Source organism: Hyphobacterium sp. (genome assembly GCF_965217055.1).
Lineage (GTDB): Bacteria > Pseudomonadota > Alphaproteobacteria > Caulobacterales > Maricaulaceae > Hyphobacterium.
The window spans coordinates 1,352,171-1,371,517 of the sequence record NZ_OZ244227.1; the positions used below are offsets into that span (position 1 = coordinate 1,352,171).

The window sequence follows — 19,347 nt, forward strand, 5'->3', positions numbered from 1 at the left end:
GACGGTATGGGCTGGTTTTCACTTGCTGCTTTTCTAATCGCGCTGGCTGTAGCGATCCTCATCGGTTTGCGCCTGTATCGGCGCGGCGTCATCCAACCGGTTGCGCGCAAGCCGCTGGATAACTGGATCGCTGTCATGCGGGCGCATACCACCGTTCACCTCCCCGACGGTGAGGGCCCCTTTCCGGCTGCCATGCTGCTGCACGGGTGCGGCGGCATCCGGCCAAACATGGCGGATTATGCAGAGCTGGCGGTAAAGGCCGGTGTTGCAGCCTTTGTCCCGGATTCACTCGGGCCGCGCGGGATCAGCTATGAAGAAGCTATCGAATCCGTCTGCACCGGGGCCCGACTCCGCGCCCACGAACGCGCCGGCGATCTGCACGCCGTCCTCGAAATCATGCGGGTCCACCCGGAGATCGATCCGGAAAGACTCGTGCTCGCCGGCTGGAGTCACGGAGGCTGGACGGCGCTTGAAGCGCTCGCACTCGATCGTGCCGGTCGCAGGCCTGCATCATTGAACGCGGTATCGCCAACTGGCCTCGATGGAGTCAAAGCGGTTTTCGCAATGTATCCCTACAACAGCTTTCCGGCGCGTTCGCGATGTCTTCCCTGGCGACGCGACATCCCTGTGGAGGGCGTCCTCGTACCCGGCGACACGATCTGCAATGACGCGGATTCGGTCGACGTCTTCAATCGCCAGATCGCGTGGGGAAATGATGTGCGCTGGCGGTATGTCGAGAACGTCACCCACGGTTTCGACGAACCTGATCATCATCCGACCTCGACACTGGTCTATGATCCGGACAAGGCGAAGATCGCGCACAAATTGTTCACCGGGTTTCTGAAACGCCATCTGTTTGGCGATCAGGGTTCAGACGACTGAGCCAATTCCCGGAGCTGTGTCGAAGCGATGGCCAGCTTGGACAATGTCCAGGCACCGGTTGTCTCGAGATCTTCGAGCGCACCATCGAACCGGCCGGCTTCCAGCTCGTTCTGGATGCACCAGGCGCCCAAAAGGTCGTCGGCCCAGCCCCGCGTGGGCGCTTCGACACCGCTTTGCAGGCTGCCGCCGGCGGCGCGTGCAAAGCGCATCATGGACGCTGCAATCGATTGCTGACTGGCGTACAGATCCTCGATCAGCCGACGCACGGCCAGCCTGTCCCAGTGCAAGTCTGAAGACACTTCCGAACCCAGCCCCCGCAGACGATCAACCGAGAAACGCGCGCCAGCCGCATGGTAGACGAATCCGGCTGATTCGAGTGGCCAGTCCTCGCGCAAGGCAAGGTCGACAACGTCGGATGAGGATGTCAGCGGGCGAAGCACAGCGACGTCGTGGGCGAGTTCCTTGGGTGCGCCGGCGGAGACATACCTCTCCGTCCGCGCCTCGACGGATTCGCGCTCATAGGTCGAAATGATGTCGACCGCGGATTCTCGGAGCTTGTCGACTCCCGGCCGGTAGGCATCGATCAGCTCGCGGATGGGCGTAACGGTGCCAGTCTCCTGCGCGCGGGCCCGACGTGCCAACCAATAGGTTTGCCGGCGCAACAGTCGAATGATTTCCCGGTGAAGCGTGATTTGCACGTCCGCCGGTGCCCGATTGTCCAGCCGGTTGATTCGGTCGGTCATTTCGGAGAAACGAAATATCCGGCGCCCGGCCTCGAAAGCACGGGCGATCTGTTCGGTATCGGCGCCTGTGGACTCGATCGCACGGTGGACAAATGTCGGACCGCCAAGATTGATCATGTCATTGGCGAGCACCGTTGCGATGATCTCGCGCCGCAGTCGGTGGCCGAACATCTGTTCTTCATAGCTTTCAAGATCGGCCGGGAAATATCCCTTCAGCATCGCCTCGAAATGCGGGTCATCGGGCACGTTCGACGCCACCAGCTTGTCGAAGGTCGTGATCTTCGCGTACGAAATCAGGACCGCCAGTTCCGGGCGCGTCAGCGCCATGCCCTGTTCCTTGATCGCGCGCATGGCATCGCCCGAAGGCAGTCCTTCGACAGCCCGATCCAAACGGCCGTTTTTCTCGAGACGCAACATGAAGCGCTCGTGCGCATCAACATCCGCCGGAGCGTCATGCTCGGCCAGCGTCAATGCGAGCGTCTGATTGTAGTTGTGCTGCAGGACGTGCTCGGCGACCTCGTCGGTCATGCCGCTCAACAACTTGTCTCGTGCCGCCCGCGTCATCTCGCCGGAGCGCAAGAGAGGGCTGAGCAGGATCTTGATGTTGACCTCGTGGTCCGATGTGTCGACGCCGGCCGAATTGTCGACGAAGTCCGCATTGATACGCCCACCGGCACGATCAAACTCGATTCGGGCGGACTGGGTGAAGCCGAGATTGGCGCCTTCGCCAACCACCTTTGCCCCGACCTCCGCCCCATTAATGCGGATGGAGTCATTGGCCTTGTCGCCGACTTCCCAGTGTTGCTCGGAAGAGGATTTCACATAGGTCCCGATGCCGCCGAACCAGAGCAGCTCGACCGGAGCCTTGAGGATCGCCGTCATCAGCTCCGGCGGCGAAAGGGCGGCGGCCTCGATGTTGAGCGCGGCGCGCACTTCCTTTGACAGCTTGATCGATTTCTCGGCCCGCGAGAACACCCCACCGCCCTTTGAAATCAGCGACTTGTCGTAATCCTGCCAGCTCGACCTCGGCAGCTCGAACAAGCGCTTTCGCTCTTCCCAAGAGACTTCGCAGTCCTTCGGGTCGGGGTCGATGAAAATGTCGCGGTGATCGAAGGCGGCAATCAAGCGGATCTTGCGCGACAGCAACATGCCGTTGCCAAATACATCGCCGGACATGTCGCCTACGCCCGCGACATCGAAAGGCTCGTTCTGGATATCCTTGCCCAGCTCGCGGAAGTGGCGCTTGACCGATTCCCAGGCGCCGCGCGCGGTGATGCCCATCTTCTTGTGGTCGTAACCCGCCGACCCGCCAGAGGCGAAGGCATCGTCAAGCCAGAAATCGTATTCGTCCATCGCCACGCCATTGGCGATGTCGGAGAAGGTCGCTGTGCCCTTGTCGGCCGCGACGACGAGATAAGGGTCTTCACCGTCCCAGGCGACGACATTGTCAGGTTGTTGGACAATGTCTTCCTGAATGTTGTCGGTGATGTCGAGTAGACCGCGGATAAACGTCCGGTAGGCGCTCTGTCCCTCGGCGAGCCATTCATCGCGTGAACCGGCGCGCGGCAATTGCTTGGCATAGAATCCGCCCTTCGATCCGACCGGTACGATGACCGCATTCTTGACCTGCTGGGCCTTGACCAGGCCGAGCACCTCGGTGCGGAAATCATCCCGCCGGTCCGACCAGCGCAATCCGCCGCGCGCAATTGGACCGAAGCGGATGTGGACACCTTCGACATTTGGCGCCCACACGAAAATCTCGCGATACGGCTTTGGAAGCGGCAATTCCTCGAGATCACGGCTTGCGATCTTGAAGGAAATGTGAGCCTTCGCCTTCCCGTCCGTCGCCGTCTGGTAGTAGTTGGTGCGCAATACGGCCTCGATGAGACGCAGCAAGCGGCGCAACACTCGGTCATGGTCGATCGACGCCACTTTCTCGAGCTGACCGCGGATCTCGTTGCCGATCTCGGCCGCTTTTTCCTTACGCGCATCGATGTCGATATCGAGCGCCGGATTGAACCGGGTATCGAATAAGGTCAGCAAAAGGCGGGCGGTGGCCGGATTCTCCGCAAGCGCCTCTTCCTGAATTGCCTGAGAGGGATCGAGACCGGTTTGCTGGCGATAGCGGGAAAGGGCGCGCAGCACGGCCGCTTCGCGCCAGCTGACGCCAAGCGTCAGGATCAGCCTGTTGAACCCGTCATCTTCAGCTCGGTTGGCGATAATGGCCAACATTGCATCCTCGAAAACCTCACTAAATTCGCTGACGTCCCTGCCTGCGAGCGCGTCGGAGCGCATTTCGAAATCGTGGATGTAGACGATCGGCTCTGCCGCGCCATCAACCTCGCGCTGGACCTCGAAGCCTGATTCCTGGATGACGTTGAGCCCCATATTCTCGAGGATAGGCATCACTTCCGACAGATGGGTCGGTTCGTCACGCCGATAGATTTTCAGGCGCAGCGTCGAGGCGTCCTCGCCGTCGAGGCGATAAAGTCTTGCGCCGACCTTGGTGTCATCGCCAAGCGTCTCGATACGCCGCATGTCGGCAATGCCTTCGTCAGGGGCAAACTGCTCGCGATAGCCGGCTGAAAACGCATGATCATAAGCGTTCAGGCGGTGACGCGTCTCGTCGGGCAGGCTGCGCCGGCCAGCGGCGATGAACTCGTCTTCCCAGGTGCGGGCGAGCGCAATGATCTGACGTTCGAGCTCCATCAGGTCGGGCTCTGGGTGATTGTTCGGGTCGAGACCAACAATATAGTGCACGCGCGCCAGCGGGCCGTCGCCGAAATGCGGGTAATAGGCCGACATGCGGCCATCGAAAGCGGCGCGAATCAGCTCACCGGCCTGCTCCCGGACCCGTGAATTGTAGCGCTCTCTGGGGACGAAAAGCAGGCAGGAGACGAAGCGATCGAAGCGATCGCGCCGTACCAATAGCTTGGTGCGCGGGCGATCCTGCAAGTGCAGGATGCCGAGGCCGATCTTGAGCAGATCGTCTTCCTCGGTCTGGAACAGCTCGTCGCGCGGATAGTTTTCGACAATGTTCCGAAGCTTCTTTTCGGAATGAGTACCGGGGATCTTGCCGGCGCGCTCGAGCACGCGGCGAACCTTGCGCCGGATCAGCGGGACATCGCGCGCCATGCTGTCATAGGCTTCCGCCGTGAACAGGCCCACGAAGCGGGCCTCGCCGACGACGGCCCCATCTTCGCGGTAACGTTTCACGCCGATGTAGTCCATGTAGACGCGGCGGTGAACGCGCGACTTGATGTTGGCCTTCGCCACAATGATCGGCGAAGGCTCGTTGAGAAAGCTCTCAATCGCGGGAGTCAGCAAGGCTGGCTCATTGCCCTTGCGCAGGACCTGCCGTTCCGGATCGCGCAAAATGCCCATGCCGGAGCCGGGCTGTACGGTCGGTTCACGGCTTGTCATCTTGCCATTGTCGTCGACGTCGAACTGGTAGACCCGACAGCCAAGAAAGGCGAAATGGTCGTCCCGCAACCAGCGAAGAAATTCGAGTGTTTCGGCTGTCTCCTCGAGGCTGGCCGGCGTGTTGGCGTCTTCGACATGGGCAATCGCCATATTCATTGCCGCCCGCATACCCTTGAAATCCTCGGTCGCGAGGCGGACATCCTCCATCGCGCCGCGCACGGCCTCGGCCAGGTCTTCGCGGGTGCGCTCGTCGAGCGGTTCGACATGGACCTGGATCAGGCTTTCAGCTTCAGCAGGCTGGCCATTCTCGTCGCTGGGTATCGCGACGATCGGATGGAACATGGCAAGGACGTCCAGTCCCTGCGCGCCAATTTCGCCCATGACAGAGTCAACAAGGAAGGGTCGATCGGGGCCGACCACTTCGACGATGTCACGTCTTATCGATGACAAGCCGCAGCTATCGGACGGACGAGCCCGCACCTTGATATCGCGGCCTCGTTCCTTGCGGGCCCAATCCCAGAACTCAGCCGCCTGCTCGGCAAGCTGGGTTGCGGAAATCCCGTCCAGGTCTTCGGCCAGCGCATCGCCATGGATCTGATCAACGAAAGTCTGTGCGGCAGCGTCCGGATCGCAACCGAATTTCTTGTTCCAGACTTTCCTGGCGGCCTTTTTGAAGGTGGCAGGAGTATAGGCCTGGGCAGTAGCAACGACAGCGGTCATGTAGCGGCTCTTCTTGCGCACAATCCGTATTGACCGGCCTGCCGATAGTGCAGCCGACAGGACGATCGGCTAGATGTCCTTACTCTTGCAATCGTAATGGTTAATCAAGCGCAATTGCCGATGCACGATCAGCATTTGGAAGAGTGCGGCACCGCCGGGCGGGGACAGGGGAGTGCCCGGCGGTGCCTGCAGGCCTCTAAGGCAGGCTGGGGGGACGCACACAGAGGCCTGTTTTCTTTCGACGCCTGCTTTCGCTAGGCGATGTAAAGGCTGGAACCCGCGCTTGTCGTCCATAGCAGCACGACGGCTGACAATATGGCAAAGGCAAGTCCAACCGAGATAATGCGGTACATGGGGAGGCTCGGTCTCTCTCGCAAGACGGATATGGGGCGCTCGGGCAGTGAAATCACTAGCCGTCCGGTCACAACGCCGTGAGAGACTGTAATTCCGGAATGGAAAAAGGCTGCGCCAGCCAGCGCAGCCTTTCCCAAATCATTTCACTTCATGCGTTGGTCAGGCAGCCAATGCCTGCGCAAATACTTCGACCGCCTCGTCCGACGCCGCGTCTCCGCGTGCGGCGAACATCTTGCCATTCATTGAAATGGCAACACCGGCGTCCGCAATGTCTGGAGCGCTCGCAGCCTCCGCCAGCAGCGGCACATCCCTGGACAGCGCGATGATCGGTTTTCCGTCGCCAAGAAACTTCTTCAAAGCGGCTTGCGTGGAATCCCCGATGCTGTGGGAGTTGCCCGGCAGTACAAGGGCGCAGAAACCATCGAACTCCATCTCGCCGACAGTCGAGGCGGGGACGAAGTTGACATCCTGACCGGCCTCAGTACGGCCGGTGAGCATGCCGTTGGTATTGGATACGACAGCCACGGAGAAGCCGCGCTGCTCGAGCGGGCGGGTCGCCCGAATGAATTCATCGGCATCAAAATTCTGAGCGGTAACGGCGGCGATGCGTCCGAGCGATGGTTGGCGTTTGCGATTGAAGCGGTTCATTAAACTCCTTCTACCGCCCGCCAGAATTGGCAGACGGTTTTTGATGCGAAAAATAAATGGACAAGCGAGACATAGTGATTGGTGGCAGGAAATCAACCACCACTTACCTTGCGGCATGGAACCGAAACATCATGACCGGCATTAAATAGTTTCTGGGCCGTCCTTGATTGCTGCAATGCGGATTCTTAATTCGGAACTCGTTGAAACCGCGCACATCGTGGCCAACAAATACTACACTAATACAGTAAGAATAGGAGCAAATATTTAATGTGCGGTATTGCTGGTGACTTGCGTTTTGATGGAAAACCAGCCGATCCACTTGTGCTCGACGCCATGGCGCAAGTCATGCGCCCGCGAGGACCTGACGGAACAGGGCTTGTCCTTCGGGGAGCGTGTGGCCTGGCGCATCGTCGCCTGAAAATCATCGACCTTTCGGAAGCCGGACGCCAACCGATGGAAGATGCCGAGCTGGGCCTGACGCTCGCTTTCAATGGATGCATCTACAATCACGGTGAGTTGCGCGAGGAACTGGTAGCGAAAGGATATCGCTTCTTCTCGGCCTCGGACAGCGAAGGCATTCTCAAGGCCTATCATGCCTGGGGCCCGGATTGTGTCAGCCGTTTCAACGGCATGTTCGCTTTTGCGATCTCCGAACGCGACAGCGGAAAAACCGTGCTGGCGCGCGACCGCATGGGGATCAAGCCGCTTTATCTCGCAGACACGACCAACGGACTGCGCTTTGCGTCGGCTCTGCCGGCATTGCTGGCCGCCGGCGACATCGACCGTTCGATTGATACCTTCGCGCTGCATAACTACTTCAGCTTTCATGCCGTCGTTCCTGCGCCGCACACCTTGTTCAACGGCGTTGGCAAGCTGCCGCCAGCCTCGATTCTAGAAATTACCCGCGACGGCAAACGCCGACAGTCGACCTATTGGTCACCGTCCTACAATCCGACACCCGACGAACGCGCTTTGAACGCGAATGAATGGCGCGAGCGGATCGAAGCCGCGTTGAAGACGGCCGTGAAGCGGCGGCTCGTGGCGGATGTTCCGGTCGGCGTGCTGTTGTCCGGCGGACTTGATTCGTCACTAATCGTCGGCCTGCTGGCGGATGCAGGAGCGACAGCGCTCAACACCTTTTCGATCGGTTTTGAATCAGTGGGCACCGAGAAGGGCGACGAATTCGAATATTCCGACATCGTTGCGCAACATTACGGTACTAGCCACCACAAGATTCCAGTCGAAACCTCGCGCGCCTTGCCCGCACTCGGCCGGGCGATAAACGCGATGTCGGAGCCGATGACATCGCACGATTGCGGGGGATTCTACCTGCTGTCCGAAGAAGTGTCGAAGCATGTGAAGGTGGTGCAGTCCGGTCAGGGAGCGGACGAGGTCTTTGCCGGCTATCACTGGTATCCGCCAATGGCGGGCGCCGTCGATCCGCTTTCGGCTTACCGGAAGGCCTTTTTCGACCGCGATCAGCAGGAAATGGCGCAGGTCCTGCCGCCCGAACGGCTTGCGTCTGACCCGTCATCGGAATTCGTGCGTAATCATTTCGCGACGGCGGACGCTGACGATCCGGTGGACAAGGCATTGCGACTCGATTCCCACATCATGCTGGTCGATGACCCGGTGAAGCGGGTCGACAACATGACAATGGCGCACGGGCTTGAGGCGCGGGTACCGTTTCTTGATCATGAACTCGTCGAGTTGGCGGCACGTTGTCCCGCGGAACTCAAGACGGCGCAGGGCGGTAAGGGAATATTGAAAGACATTGCGCGCGATCATATTCCACATGCGGTGATCGACCGGCCGAAAGGGTATTTCCCGATGCCGGCCCTGAAATATCTGCGCGGTCCCTATCTTGAGCTGGTCAGAGATGCAGTGCGGTCAAAAGGATTCCGCGACCGTGGCCTGGTGCGCGAGGATTATGTTGATCGCCTGCTCGCCGATCCAGAAGGGCAAATCACGCCGCTTCGCGGCTCGAAACTGTGGCAGGTCAGTGTGCTCGCACTTTGGCTGGCCCAGCACGATTCAGGCATGCGTCAATGACGTCGAAGCGCTCCAGATCCGGAAGAGTTCGCGATGCGACGCAGCACCGGCTCAAACGCCTGCGGCGGCAGTCCGGGCTTCAACCGCCCCCGGGCTCGCGGCCTCCCGCGGAAGGCGACAATGCCGGACTGTCCGTGGATTGCGGTTGGGGACGGCTCGTTTTCTGTCAGACCTTCGCCTCCAACGAAGCGATTGCGGCCGAGCTCCAGGACGAAGGCAAGAACCGCCGCGACATTGCCGTTATGTACGCGATCCCCACGTTCTGCTGGCGATCGCACCCACCGAGCTGTTTTAGACCCGTCGCACACCTATCGGCTCGACCTGGCCCAGTTCGCGCCGGCAAAGGACCGGCCACAAGGATTTTCGATCCGGCGGCTGTCCTCGCCGTCCGATGCGGAGGCCATAAACCGTATTTACGCTGCCAACGGCATGGTCAAACTGGATCCGGATTTCCTCTGGAATCGGCGCGATTCCCGGATCGTCACGGTTTTCGTGGCAGAGGATAATGAGAGCGGCGAGATCATCGGCACGGTCACCGGTGTTGACCATTCGCGCGCATTCGACGACCCGGAGAATGGCAGCTCGCTCTGGTGCCTTGCCGCCGACCCATCGGCGAGGCTCGCAAAAATCGGTGAAGCGCTGACGCGGCACCTCGCCGCGCATTTCCAGGCCCGCGGCTGCGCCTTCATGGATTTGTCGGTCCTGCATGACAATGGCGATGCGATCGCCCTCTACGAACGGCTCGGCTTTTCGCGGGTGCCTTTTTTCGCAGTAAAGCGAAAGAATCCGATCAACGAGACTCTGTTTACCGGGCCACCGCAGGAAGACGCGCTGAATCCCTATGCCGGGATTATCACTGCAGAAGCCCGGCGACGCGGGATCTCTGTCGAAGTGCTGGATGCCGAAGGCGGGTTTTTCCGCCTTGCGCATGGCGGACGGTCGATCGTCTGCCGGGAGAGCCTGTCGGAATTGACCAGCGCCGTGGCGATGAGCCGCTGCGATGACAAAGCGGTCAGCCGACGGCTGATGGAACGCGCCGGATTACCGGTCGCCAAAGCAATCGATGCCAATGACCGCGAAGGTGCATTGGAGCTTCTGAAGTCCGCCGGACAAGTCGTGGTCAAGCCGGTGCGCGGCGAGCAGGGGCGCGGAGTCACGGTCGGTATCTCGACGGAATCTGCACTTGATGCAGCCATCGCATCGGCGCGTTCGCACTGTCCCGATGTACTGATTGAAACGTGTGCGCGCGGCGATGATCTGCGGGTCATCTCGACGACAAGGCCGGTACCGCCGCACTTCTCGCCGCGATCAAGGCGCTGATGGAGTCCGGCCGGAAGCCGCCCGTGGACACGATCTTCCTGTTCTCGATCTCCGAGGAGATCGGCGTCGGCGCCTCGTCCATTGTCACGCATGATATCGCCTCCATGGTGGCGATCGACAATGGTGCTGTCGCGCCTGGCCAGGGCTCGAAGGAGACGGGCGTCACCATTGCCATGGGCGACATGACGGGTCCGTTCGATTACCACCTGACACGCAAGCTGATCGATCTGTGTCGGGAGAATGACATCCGGTTCCAGCGCGATCATTTTGAGCATTACCGGTCAGACAATGCCTCGGCTGTAGAAGGCGGTGCCGATGTGCGGACCGCTCTCATTACCTTTGGCGTTGATGCCAGCCATGGCTATGAGCGGACGCATATTGATGCGCCAGTCAGCGTCGCGCAGCTTGTCACCGCCTACGTGCTTAGCGAGATCATCATCCAACGCGATGCCGAAGAGCTGGGCGGGCTGGAAGGATTTCCCGACCAGCCGCACGAAGCTGCACGCGGTTCGCAGGGCCACCGTACAGATTGATTCGGTTGGCGACGGAATCTCAACACTCGCGCGTTTAGCCTGATGGGGACGGCGCTTTTGGAACACAAGAGCGAGGACAGGCGCGCATGAGATCTATGATTCCGGCCCTCTTGGCGGGCTTGCTGCTTCCCACGACCCCGGTCGGAGCACAAAGTAGTGATTCAACCATCGTCGCGGCGGTTCTGCCGACGAGCCGCGCGATACGGACGGGCGATACGGCAACCGCATTCGCGACGATCATAAATGCCGGATCGAATGTCGCCGAAAACTGCCGGATCTCGCTCGGTAGCGGTGGCCCTGCCGGCAGTTTCTCGTTTCAGACGACCGATGCGGCGAACGTCCTTACGGGTTCGCCCGATACGGCGATCGATATTGCCGCGGGCGAGGCGCAAGGATTCGTCTTTGCGTTCACTGCGGCGCAAGCCTATTCCGGCGATGATCTGCCGCTTGTGTTCGATTGCGACAATAGCGAGCCGGCCGTCGACTCGCCGGGCGTCAACCGGTTCTGGTTGAGCGCCTCGGACACGCCAGGTGCAGATATCGTAGCGATAGCGGATTCCGGCGCGAATGTTGGCCTCAACACGCTGCCGGGCGTCGTCGAAACCGTCGACCGACAAAGCAATGGCGCATTTGTGGTCGCGATCAGTAATGTCGGAAACGCTGCAACGCTGACGGCCCGTCCGGTATTGAGTGATGATGCGCTGACCGTGACGCCAAGGATCTGCCAGACAAATCCGACGACCGGCGCATGTCTGGCTGCGGCTTCACCCAGCGTGACCTTCTCGATCAACGCGAACGCGACGGCGAGTTTTGCGGTGTTCGTCGAGGACAATCTGCCGGTGGCCTACGATCCTGCGGCGAACCGTATTTCGGTCGTGTTCGAAGAGGGCGGTGCACTGCGCGGATCAACCTCGATTGCCGTAAGAACGCTGATGTCCGAACCCGTTCTGCCGCAGATTCCCTATTTCTATGCCGACGCAGACGTGACTTTGCCGCAGCATTATCGCAATGGCCCCGTCGCCGCCGCCGATAATACGCCAATCAACAACCACATCACCAATACTGGTGCCGCACTCGGCCGCGTCCTTTTCTATGATCGCCGCCTGTCGGCGAATAACACGACGTCCTGCGCCAGCTGTCACATCCAGTCGACCGGGTTTTCGGACACGCTCCGCTTTTCGCAAGGATTTGCCGGTGAATTCACGGCACGGCATTCGCCGGGGCTTTCCAATGCCCGATACTACGAGAATGGCCATTTCTTCTGGGATGAGCGTGCAGAAAGCCTCGAGGACCAGACACTGGCACCCATCCAGAGCGATGTTGAAATGGGTTTGACGCTCGAAGCGGCCGTGTCGCGTGTGGCTGCGGAGAGCTTCTACGCTGACCTTTTCACGGATGCCTTTGGCGATGCGGAGGTTACATCAGACCGCATGGCCGAAGCGATGGCACAATTCGTGCGCTCCATGTCGTCGGCCAGTTCGCCCTTTGACCAGGCGCTGGCGGCCGGTCCGCTGGGCTCGGACGCATTCCAGGCAAGCTTCTCGGAGGCCGAGTATCTGGGCTTGCAGCTGTTCATGCCCGTGCCAGGCTCCACGGTCCAGGATGTCGGGTGCGCGGCTTGTCACAACACGCTCGCCCATATCAGCGACGACGTTCACAATATCGGACTGGATGCGGGCAATGATCCGGATGCCGATCCCGGGAACGGGCTGGGCGAGTTCAAGTCGCCGTCGCTGCGCAATATCGGTGTGCGCACGCATTTCATGCATGATGGCCGGTTCACCTCACTGGCCGACGTGATAGAGCATTACAATTCCGGCATCATCGGAAGCCCGAATCTCGACCCGCGTCTGCGCGACGGTCCCGGGCAGCCGCAGCGTCTCAATCTGACCGCTGTGGAGGCAGCTGCGCTGGAAGCCTTCCTACACACGCTGACGGACAATGATTTCCTGAGCGACCCGCGATTTTCCGACCCGTTCGTGGACTAGATCGATGCAGGAATCGCGCGTGACGTTTCTCGCTGTTCGGTTTCCAGCTGGGCGGCGCTGTTGAAGAACAACAGGTAGACAAGCCGACCGTTGCGTATGTCGGTACCGAAGCCAAGCCCGGCATTGTGAAAATACCAGGGCCGGAAAAGTATGAGGCGGTTGAATCGCATGGGGACGTGCATGACGTGATCCCACGCATCGGGATTGTTGGTGTCCGGCAGCGCCGTGTTGTTCACGTAATCGGAATAGGATTTGGCACCGGTTTTCGCGAGCTGTTCAGGCGTGTGGGGCGCATGCTCGAGTCCGGATTTGCGGTGCCGGTAAAAATCGGTGCCGCCCTGACAGAACTCATCGGCTGTCAGGAAATAGACGCAAGTCCAGTGGCAGGGATCCACATGCACGCCACCGCGACCATCTTCGCCCTCCAAGCTCAAGCGGAAACGAGCAAAGCTGTCGCCTCCGGCCGGCACGAGGCGCTCACCAAGGACGGATTCAATTTCCTCCTGAAAGCCTTCGAGATGGATCTGCTGGCGTGAATTGCGACCGGGATACAATACGGAAGGGGGTGCCGGAGGAAAATCAAGCGAGGCCGCGGCTTCGCGGAACCGATCCGCATTGTTCATGACGTCGTCAACGATCACGAGCGAGCGGTTCATGCTTTCCCCCAATTCCGGGATAAAAAGCTATGGATCTGATTGTTGCCAGCAGCTTTCGCGAAAATTACCCGCGCGTAAGTTTGATAGCGTTATCGTGAAGAGGCGGGTTCGAGCTCAATATCCGGCCGGTCACCTTCCATCACAGCCACGAAAAGATCGATCTGTCGCACGACCTCCGCTTTCAATTCCGGCGAGATTTCAACGGCTTCCTGAGCCTGGTCCCGGATATGCTGCGGACATGTTGCCGCGCCAATTATCAAGATGGCCGCAATCGCCGCCCCAGCGAACAGTTTCATGGTGCCCCCTCCCCAGACGACGAAAACATTACAGGCTGTTCATTTTGAAAGGTCAAGGCCGGAGGGTGGCCGCGCCGATTGTCTCTGCTAGGGTGGGCCCTTCAATTCAGGAAGGCACGCATGTCGCATCCGGCTCTGTCCTATCGCCCGCAATTCGACGACCGGTCGGCCTGTCTTGACCGGTTCAACAGCGTTCGAGCGCAAACCCTCGAGCTCACTGACGGTCTGAGCGCAGAGGACATGCAGATCCAGACCATGCCGGATGTCAGCCCGGCAAAATGGCATCTCGCCCATGTCACCTGGTTTTTCGAAACCTTCCTGGCGAAACGCTTTCTGAAGGGATACCAAGAGTTTGATCGCGGCTATAACTACCTCTTCAACTCTTATTATGAGCAAGTCGGAAAACAATGGGCCCGCCCGCACAGGGGCTTGCTGTCGCGACCATTGCTGTGTGACATCCTCGATTACCGTTCCCATGTCGAGGCCGCGATCAGCGATCTGACGGATGCGGCCAGCGACACGGACTGGCTGCAGATCGCGCCGCTGCTCGAACTGGGCCAGCAACATGAACGGCAACACCAGGAATTGATGCTGACCGATATCAAGCATGTCCTTTCACAGTCGCCCGAGCCGTATGCACCATTCGCAGGTTCATTGGCCGTTGCTGCCAACCCGACCGAAACAGCCTACCTGGCGATGGCCGGCGGTGTGGTCGAGATCGGAGCCAGCCAAGCGGATTTTGTATTCGACAATGAGCTTCCGCGGCACAAGCGCTGGCAGGAAGATTTCGAGATCGCGGCGCGACCGGTGACAAATGCCGAATTCGCCGAGTTCATCGCCGACGGCGGCTATGAGGAGCCGCGGCTGTGGCTGTCAGATGGCTGGGCATGGGTGCAGGAGAATGCCGTCCGATGTCCGCTCTATTGGCGGCAGGACGGCGAAGGCTGGCTGGAGTACACGCTGCACGGGCTCGGCAAGCTGCAGCCGGGCCTGCCGGTTTGCCATGTCAGCGCCTATGAAGCGGCGGCCTACGCCGAGTGGCGCGGCATGCGATTGCCAACCGAAACCGAGCTGGAATTGCTGGCGCGGTCGCACCCGGCCGAAGGCGTGCTGCTGGGCGATCGCAAACGCTACCACCCTGGCGCGCTTGAATCAGGGAATAGCCCGCAGGGTGTCTTCGGCGACGTCTGGGAATGGTCGTCGAGCGGTTATGAGCCCTATCCAGGCTATCACCCGCCGGACGGCGCCGTCGGCGAATACAATGGCAAGTTCATGTCCGGCCAGCAGGTGTTGCGCGGCGGCTCGTGTGCCACGGAACGCAATCACATCCGCGCCACGTACCGGAATTTCTTCCCTGCCGCCTCGCGCTGGCAATTCAGCGGGATCCGACTGGCCAAGCGAACCCGGCCGGCCAGCTCTCTGAAATCCGCCTGACGTCCTATTTCGGCGGCATGCGAGCGCCTGCATCGAGGCGGACGCACTCGGCGTTGATATAGCCGTTGGTTACCATGAAGGCGACGAGGTCGGCATACTCTTCGGGTGTGCCGAAGCGCTGCGGGAATTGCAGGTGCGACGCCAGGTTGGTTTTCACTTCCGGCGGCATTTGCTGGTAAATGGGGGTCTCGAAGAATCCCGGCAGGATGGTATTCACGCGAACGCCCTCGCGCGCCAGATCACGCGCCATCGGCAGTGTCATGCCGTAGATGCCGCCTTTGGACGCCGAATAAGCAACCTGACCGATCTGGCCGTCCTGCGCGGCCACCGAGGCTGTGTTGACGATGATGCCGCGTTCGCCGCCATCGTCGGGCTCATTGGACAGCATGCCTTCGGCGGCGATCGCTGCACAGTTGAAAGAGCCGATCAGATTGATGTTCACGACGAGGGCGAACTTGTCGAGTTGATGCCGGACAATATCGCCTTTCGAAGAGCGGCGCGCCGTCTTTTCGGCCCAGCCGATACCGGCACAATTTACCAGGACGCGTTCCTGGCCATTGGCGTCACGCGCCTTCGCAAAACCGGTTTGTACGCTTTCCGCGTCGGCGACGTTGACCTGGCAGAATACACCGCCCAGCTCGGACGCAACGGCTTCGCCACGCTCGGCATTGAGGTCGAATATCGCGACCTTGGCGCCTTCGGCGGCCAGCCGCCGTGCGGTGCCTTCACCCAGTCCGGAAGCGCCGCCGGTGACAATCGCTGCTGTCTTGTTTGTGATTTTCATGGAACTCCCCATAAGGCCAATCGAGTGTTGCCGCCGACATAGCGGTTCTGCCGCTCAAAGTGAACGGCGTTCAACGGTTTTGCTGACATCCGGCACGGTGCTAGATGTGTTCTTTGCTCCAAGTGCAAGAGGATTTGCACAATGACGTCCAATCCCTTCTCTCTGGTCCTGCATGGCGGGGCCGGCGTGCTCGCCAGGAGGTCTTACGAGACCGAGATCGACCATATGCGGTCGCTGGCTGGCAAGGCGAAGGACATGCTCGGCGACGGAATGGCCGCGCTCAATGTCGTCGAACAGATTGTTCATGCGCTCGAGACGAGCGGGCTCTACGTGGCCGGAAAAGGGTCTTCGCCGAATACCGACAATCGCTACGAGTTGGACGCCGCGATCATGGATGGTGCCACACGCAATGCCGGAGCAGTCGCTGCGATGGAAGGATTTGTATCCCCGATCCAGGCCGCCCGGAAGGTGATGGAGACGACGCCTCATGTCATGCTGGCGGGCTGGGGTGCGAATAAGCTTGCCGGCGAGGCTGGCCTGGAACGCGTGGAGGATCCCGAGGGCTATTATACGCCGGCCGCCGTACCCGACGATCGCGCAATTGCAACTGGTACCGTCGGCTGCGTGGCGCTTGACCGGGAGGGCCGGCTGGCTGCAGCCACATCGACGGGCGGAACACTGAATAAAACGCCGGGCCGGGTTGGCGACTGTCCGCTGATCGGGGCCGGAACATGGGCGGACCAGGATATTGCCCTGTCGTGTACTGGACAGGGCGAGTATTTCATCCGCGCAATGGCAGCTGGCACGGCGGCCGCGCGCGTGCGCTATTTGCACGAAAGCCCGGAGGATGCCTGCCGCTGGGCCCTCAAGGACGTCAAACGGCTAGGCGGCGATGGCGGGATTATTGCCGTGGGCCGCGACGGCCAGGTCGCCTATCCCTATAATTCGGAAGGCATGAAGTGTGCCGTGCTGCACGCGGACGGACGTATAACAGCCGGCGTGCGGGAGCAGGCATGAAGCCGATCCGTCCACTGAAGGGTTATTTCGGAATCGGCGCGGAAGAGATTTCCAAGGCAATGAATCTCGGTGCGATCCTGCGAACGGGGCACGCTTTCGGCGCCAGTTTCGCCTTTACTGTCAATGCCCATCACAAGGCTCAAGCGGTGTTTGATTCCGATACGTCGCGGTCGCTCAAGAATGTCCCCTATTTCGGCTGGGATTCGATTGCGGACATGCGATTGCCGAAGGGTTGCGCGCTAGTCGGAATCGAGCTCACGGACGATGCTGCTGAATTGCCGAGCTTCCGGCATCCGCGTGCCGCTGCTTATGTGCTCGGGCGCGAGCGCGGTTCGCTTTCCGCAGAGATGCAATCGCTGTGCGATCATATCGTGCGCATTCCGACGAAGTTCTGCGTCAATGTCTCGGTGGCGGCCGCGATCACGCTTTATGACCGCACATTGGCGATGGGCGGTTATCCGGAACGGCCGGTCATGCCTGGCGGTCCTGATCTCGCAGCGATTGAGGCATGGGATTTAAAACAGCACTAACCGCCGAACAGGCGCTGTACGGCGCCGAGCGCGCCGGTGAATTTCAGCGATCCGTCGGTCACGGCCAGTGCAAAGCAGGTTTCACCGGGTTCGGCAATCGGCCGGTGTGTGGTCTCTGCCCCGGCCGTGCATAGATCGCCCCTTCCATAGCGATTGATTCCGTCGGCAAAAGCGCCCGCCAGTACGAGCGTGAATTCATTGCCTTCATGCGTGTGAGTTGGCGAGCCGTGGCCCGGCTCGATGCGCAAAAGCTCTGCCTTCGCCCCGCCTTCGACAGACAATTCGATGCGGCGTACGCCCGGTGCAGCAAAGCGCCATTGGCCGCCGGCCGCGAGCGCCCTTTCGCGGACCGGGTGCGGCAGGTCAAGCAATTCATCAAGCGCCGTCCCTGCTCGCTGTGCCACATGGGCGGGCGTCGGCGATTTCAGCCCGGCGGCTTCGCCGGCTCCGGATTCGACCGCTTCCACCAGTGCCAACGCGACGTCGACCGCGTCATCCGCCATTGCATCGGCGGGTTCAGATTCAAAGAAGGCGACGGCTGCGATTTCTGCAACGTCAAGAGCGACTGCCACATCGTCCCGGATGGCTGCATAGGTTTCGATGAGCAGGCGCATGGGTGCGCTCAACACGCCGGCGGCATGCGCGATTAGCAACTCTTCATCCATCGAAACCAAAGCCATAGCCTGCGTCTATACTGTTTCTGCGTATTTTCGATATGACCCGGCGGGAACGTCCGTCAAGCGGCATGCCGAGCTAAATGTCCCCCGGATCAAGCTGACCTCGCAGTTTGGCGAAAGCCAATCTGATGCGGGACTTCACCGTTCCCAGCGCGAGGCCTTCCTTTGCGGCTATCTCGGAATGGGAGAGACCATCGAAGAAGGCGAGGCGAAGTAGTTGAACTTGATCGTCGGGGAGCAAGTTCAAGGCCGCTTGCACACGCGCCTCCCGATCACGGGCATGCGCCGCCCTGTCAGGGGCTTCTTGTTCTACCGGCCGGAACATGGGTTCGTCAGCATCGAGATCCGGCCTGTTGGCACGCCGCGCCATGTCGATGCGCCGGTTGCGTGCAATCCGGAAAATCCAGGTCGAGGCCGAAGCCTGATGCGGATCGAACTGCGCGGCCTTGCGCCAGACGGTGAGCATGACTTCCTGGGCCAGCTCTTCGGCTGCAGCATCATCTGTGGCCAGGCGCTTCAAGTAACCCTTAACGCGGGGAGCATAATGCTGAAAGAGAGCGCGAAAACTGTCGCGGTCTGCAGCGGCGCAACCCTGCACCCATGCGTCCAGCTGTTCGCGCGATGGCGCGCCTTCGCTGTCTTGCCGTGCCTGGTTCAAGCCATTCCCCTGATGCTTCAATCCGCCTAGCAGATAATTCACGCGCGCGGAAACAGCATGTGCCATTAACTGCCCATAAAGCGCCGTATTGCAGGGATGGAATGTGAATATTGCTGCCGGAGCCGCCCCGCGTCATGTCCCGAATTGCGAGTCTTGTCTTCCTTGCTTTTATCGGTGCAAGCGCAGCTGCTGCACAGGATGCGCGCAACCAGGGCGCTTATGGTGACTGGGTCGTGCTGACCCGAGAAACCGGAGATGGCCGTGTCTGTTTCGCGGTCAGCGAGCCGCAGGAAAGTTCACCTTCGAATGTCGATCACGGTTCTGTTTTTTTCGTGGTGTCGACCTGGGCAAATGGCGCGGCCGAGGAGCAGCCGCGATTTATCGCCGGCTATCCGCTGCGCCCGGAAACTCCACCCCGAGCGCGCATCGGGTCAAGCCGGTTCCAAATGTTCGCAGCGGGACAAGACGGTTTTGTCGAGGACCTTGACGATGAAGGCAATCTCGTTCGCGAAATGCGACGCGGTGCCACGATGCGAATTGAGGCGACCAGCCAGCGCGGCACAGCGACATCGTACCTGTTTTCGCTTCAAGGTGTGACGGCAGCCCTGCAGCGCATAGCGGCGCTTTGCTGA

The 19,347-nt window shown here is 60.4% G+C and carries 16 protein-coding genes; 9 read left to right on the forward strand and 7 right to left on the reverse strand.

Annotated features, from left to right (window positions below; all coding sequences use genetic code 11):
* Window positions 1–6: 6 nt before the first annotated feature.
* On the forward strand, window positions 7–882 hold the full coding sequence (locus tag ACOOFN_RS06795; protein WP_420434979.1) for a dienelactone hydrolase family protein: 876 nt from the start codon (window positions 7–9) through the stop codon (window positions 880–882).
* On the opposite strand, the gene ACOOFN_RS06800 is transcribed toward ACOOFN_RS06795, so the two are convergent.
* Together ACOOFN_RS06800 and ACOOFN_RS06805 are read right to left on the reverse strand one after the other, a co-directional pair.
* A complete protein-coding gene (locus ACOOFN_RS06800; RefSeq protein WP_420434981.1) occupies window positions 864–5,768 on the reverse strand; it encodes an NAD-glutamate dehydrogenase in 4,905 nt (1,634 codons plus the stop codon). The genes ACOOFN_RS06795 and ACOOFN_RS06800 overlap by 19 nt on opposite strands.
* Before the next feature lie 513 nt (window positions 5,769–6,281).
* Window positions 6,282–6,770, reverse strand: a complete 489-nt coding sequence (locus ACOOFN_RS06805; RefSeq protein WP_420430081.1) for a DJ-1/PfpI family protein — start codon at window positions 6,768–6,770, stop codon at window positions 6,282–6,284.
* A 267-nt stretch (window positions 6,771–7,037) separates the two neighbouring features.
* Here ACOOFN_RS06805 and ACOOFN_RS06810 point away from each other — a divergent pair, with 267 nt between their 5' ends.
* From ACOOFN_RS06810 to ACOOFN_RS06825, 4 genes are all read left to right on the forward strand, one after another.
* Window positions 7,038–8,822: an N-acetylglutaminylglutamine amidotransferase gene (locus ACOOFN_RS06810; RefSeq protein WP_420430083.1), complete on the forward strand. Its 1,785-nt coding sequence runs from the start codon at window positions 7,038–7,040 to the stop codon at window positions 8,820–8,822.
* Between the two features lie 429 nt (window positions 8,823–9,251).
* Window positions 9,252–10,142, forward strand: a complete 891-nt coding sequence (locus ACOOFN_RS06815; protein WP_420430085.1) for a GNAT family N-acetyltransferase — start codon at window positions 9,252–9,254, stop codon at window positions 10,140–10,142.
* Window positions 10,142–10,675, forward strand: a complete 534-nt coding sequence (locus ACOOFN_RS06820) for a hypothetical protein (RefSeq protein ID WP_420430087.1) — start codon at window positions 10,142–10,144, stop codon at window positions 10,673–10,675. Before ACOOFN_RS06815 ends, ACOOFN_RS06820 begins: the two co-directional genes overlap by 1 nt.
* A gap of 86 nt (window positions 10,676–10,761) precedes the next feature.
* Entirely contained in the window at window positions 10,762–12,663 is a 1,902-nt protein-coding gene (locus tag ACOOFN_RS06825; protein ID WP_420430089.1) for a cytochrome-c peroxidase, read from the forward strand.
* On the opposite strand, the gene ACOOFN_RS06830 is transcribed toward ACOOFN_RS06825, so the two are convergent.
* A complete protein-coding gene (locus tag ACOOFN_RS06830) occupies window positions 12,660–13,319 on the reverse strand; it encodes a DUF6445 family protein (protein ID WP_420430091.1) in 660 nt (219 codons plus the stop codon). The two genes, ACOOFN_RS06825 and ACOOFN_RS06830, sit on opposite strands and share 4 nt — an antisense overlap.
* 89 nt (window positions 13,320–13,408) lie before the next feature.
* Window positions 13,409–13,615 (reverse strand): hypothetical protein, encoded by a 207-nt coding sequence (locus ACOOFN_RS06835; RefSeq protein WP_420430093.1) that lies wholly within the window; start codon window positions 13,613–13,615, stop codon window positions 13,409–13,411.
* Window positions 13,616–13,735: 120 nt separating this feature from the next.
* Here ACOOFN_RS06835 and egtB point away from each other — a divergent pair, with 120 nt between their 5' ends.
* Entirely contained in the window at window positions 13,736–15,049 is a 1,314-nt protein-coding gene (gene egtB, locus ACOOFN_RS06840; RefSeq protein WP_420430095.1) for an ergothioneine biosynthesis protein EgtB, read from the forward strand.
* 4 nt (window positions 15,050–15,053) lie between these two features.
* Here the strand turns inward: egtB and ACOOFN_RS06845 are convergent, their stop codons facing one another.
* Window positions 15,054–15,833 carry an SDR family NAD(P)-dependent oxidoreductase gene (locus tag ACOOFN_RS06845; RefSeq protein WP_420430097.1) on the reverse strand — a complete coding sequence of 260 codons (780 nt, stop codon included), beginning with the start codon at window positions 15,831–15,833 and terminating at the stop codon, window positions 15,054–15,056.
* Window positions 15,834–15,974: 141 nt separating this feature from the next.
* Here ACOOFN_RS06845 and ACOOFN_RS06850 point away from each other — a divergent pair, with 141 nt between their 5' ends.
* The gene (locus ACOOFN_RS06850) at window positions 15,975–16,850 is read left to right on the forward strand and encodes an isoaspartyl peptidase/L-asparaginase family protein (RefSeq protein ID WP_420430099.1); all 876 of its coding nucleotides are present in this window, start codon (window positions 15,975–15,977) and stop codon (window positions 16,848–16,850) included.
* A 14-nt stretch (window positions 16,851–16,864) separates the two neighbouring features.
* Window positions 16,865–17,380: a TrmH family RNA methyltransferase gene (locus ACOOFN_RS06855; protein WP_420435025.1), complete on the forward strand. Its 516-nt coding sequence runs from the start codon at window positions 16,865–16,867 to the stop codon at window positions 17,378–17,380.
* On the opposite strand, the gene ACOOFN_RS06860 is transcribed toward ACOOFN_RS06855, so the two are convergent.
* Entirely contained in the window at window positions 17,377–18,060 is a 684-nt protein-coding gene (locus tag ACOOFN_RS06860) for a ChrR family anti-sigma-E factor (RefSeq protein ID WP_420430101.1), read from the reverse strand. The two genes, ACOOFN_RS06855 and ACOOFN_RS06860, sit on opposite strands and share 4 nt — an antisense overlap.
* A gap of 73 nt (window positions 18,061–18,133) precedes the next feature.
* Window positions 18,134–18,715, reverse strand: a complete 582-nt coding sequence (locus ACOOFN_RS06865) for a sigma-70 family RNA polymerase sigma factor (protein ID WP_420430103.1) — start codon at window positions 18,713–18,715, stop codon at window positions 18,134–18,136.
* A 134-nt stretch (window positions 18,716–18,849) separates the two neighbouring features.
* Here ACOOFN_RS06865 and ACOOFN_RS06870 point away from each other — a divergent pair, with 134 nt between their 5' ends.
* Entirely contained in the window at window positions 18,850–19,347 is a 498-nt protein-coding gene (locus ACOOFN_RS06870) for an invasion associated locus B family protein (protein WP_420430105.1), read from the forward strand.

Coding starts and splice junctions, on each gene's coding strand:
- ACOOFN_RS06805 (WP_420430081.1), bottom strand. CDS start 6,770: ATGAACCGCTTCAATCGCAAACGCCAACCATCGCTCGGACGCATCGCC.
- ACOOFN_RS06800 (WP_420434981.1), bottom strand. CDS start 5,768: ATGACCGCTGTCGTTGCTACTGCCCAGGCCTATACTCCTGCCACCTTC.
- ACOOFN_RS06835 (WP_420430093.1), bottom strand. CDS start 13,615: ATGAAACTGTTCGCTGGGGCGGCGATTGCGGCCATCTTGATAATTGGC.
- ACOOFN_RS06830 (WP_420430091.1), bottom strand. CDS start 13,319: ATGAACCGCTCGCTCGTGATCGTTGACGACGTCATGAACAATGCGGAT.
- ACOOFN_RS06850 (WP_420430099.1), top strand. CDS start 15,975: ATGACGTCCAATCCCTTCTCTCTGGTCCTGCATGGCGGGGCCGGCGTG.
- ACOOFN_RS06860 (WP_420430101.1), bottom strand. CDS start 18,060: ATGGCTTTGGTTTCGATGGATGAAGAGTTGCTAATCGCGCATGCCGCC.
- ACOOFN_RS06810 (WP_420430083.1), top strand. CDS start 7,038: ATGTGCGGTATTGCTGGTGACTTGCGTTTTGATGGAAAACCAGCCGAT.
- ACOOFN_RS06815 (WP_420430085.1), top strand. CDS start 9,252: ATGGTCAAACTGGATCCGGATTTCCTCTGGAATCGGCGCGATTCCCGG.
- egtB (WP_420430095.1), top strand. CDS start 13,736: ATGTCGCATCCGGCTCTGTCCTATCGCCCGCAATTCGACGACCGGTCG.
- ACOOFN_RS06825 (WP_420430089.1), top strand. CDS start 10,762: ATGAGATCTATGATTCCGGCCCTCTTGGCGGGCTTGCTGCTTCCCACG.
- ACOOFN_RS06795 (WP_420434979.1), top strand. CDS start 7: ATGGGCTGGTTTTCACTTGCTGCTTTTCTAATCGCGCTGGCTGTAGCG.
- ACOOFN_RS06845 (WP_420430097.1), bottom strand. CDS start 15,833: ATGAAAATCACAAACAAGACAGCAGCGATTGTCACCGGCGGCGCTTCC.
- ACOOFN_RS06870 (WP_420430105.1), top strand. CDS start 18,850: ATGTCCCGAATTGCGAGTCTTGTCTTCCTTGCTTTTATCGGTGCAAGC.
- ACOOFN_RS06820 (WP_420430087.1), top strand. CDS start 10,142: ATGGAGTCCGGCCGGAAGCCGCCCGTGGACACGATCTTCCTGTTCTCG.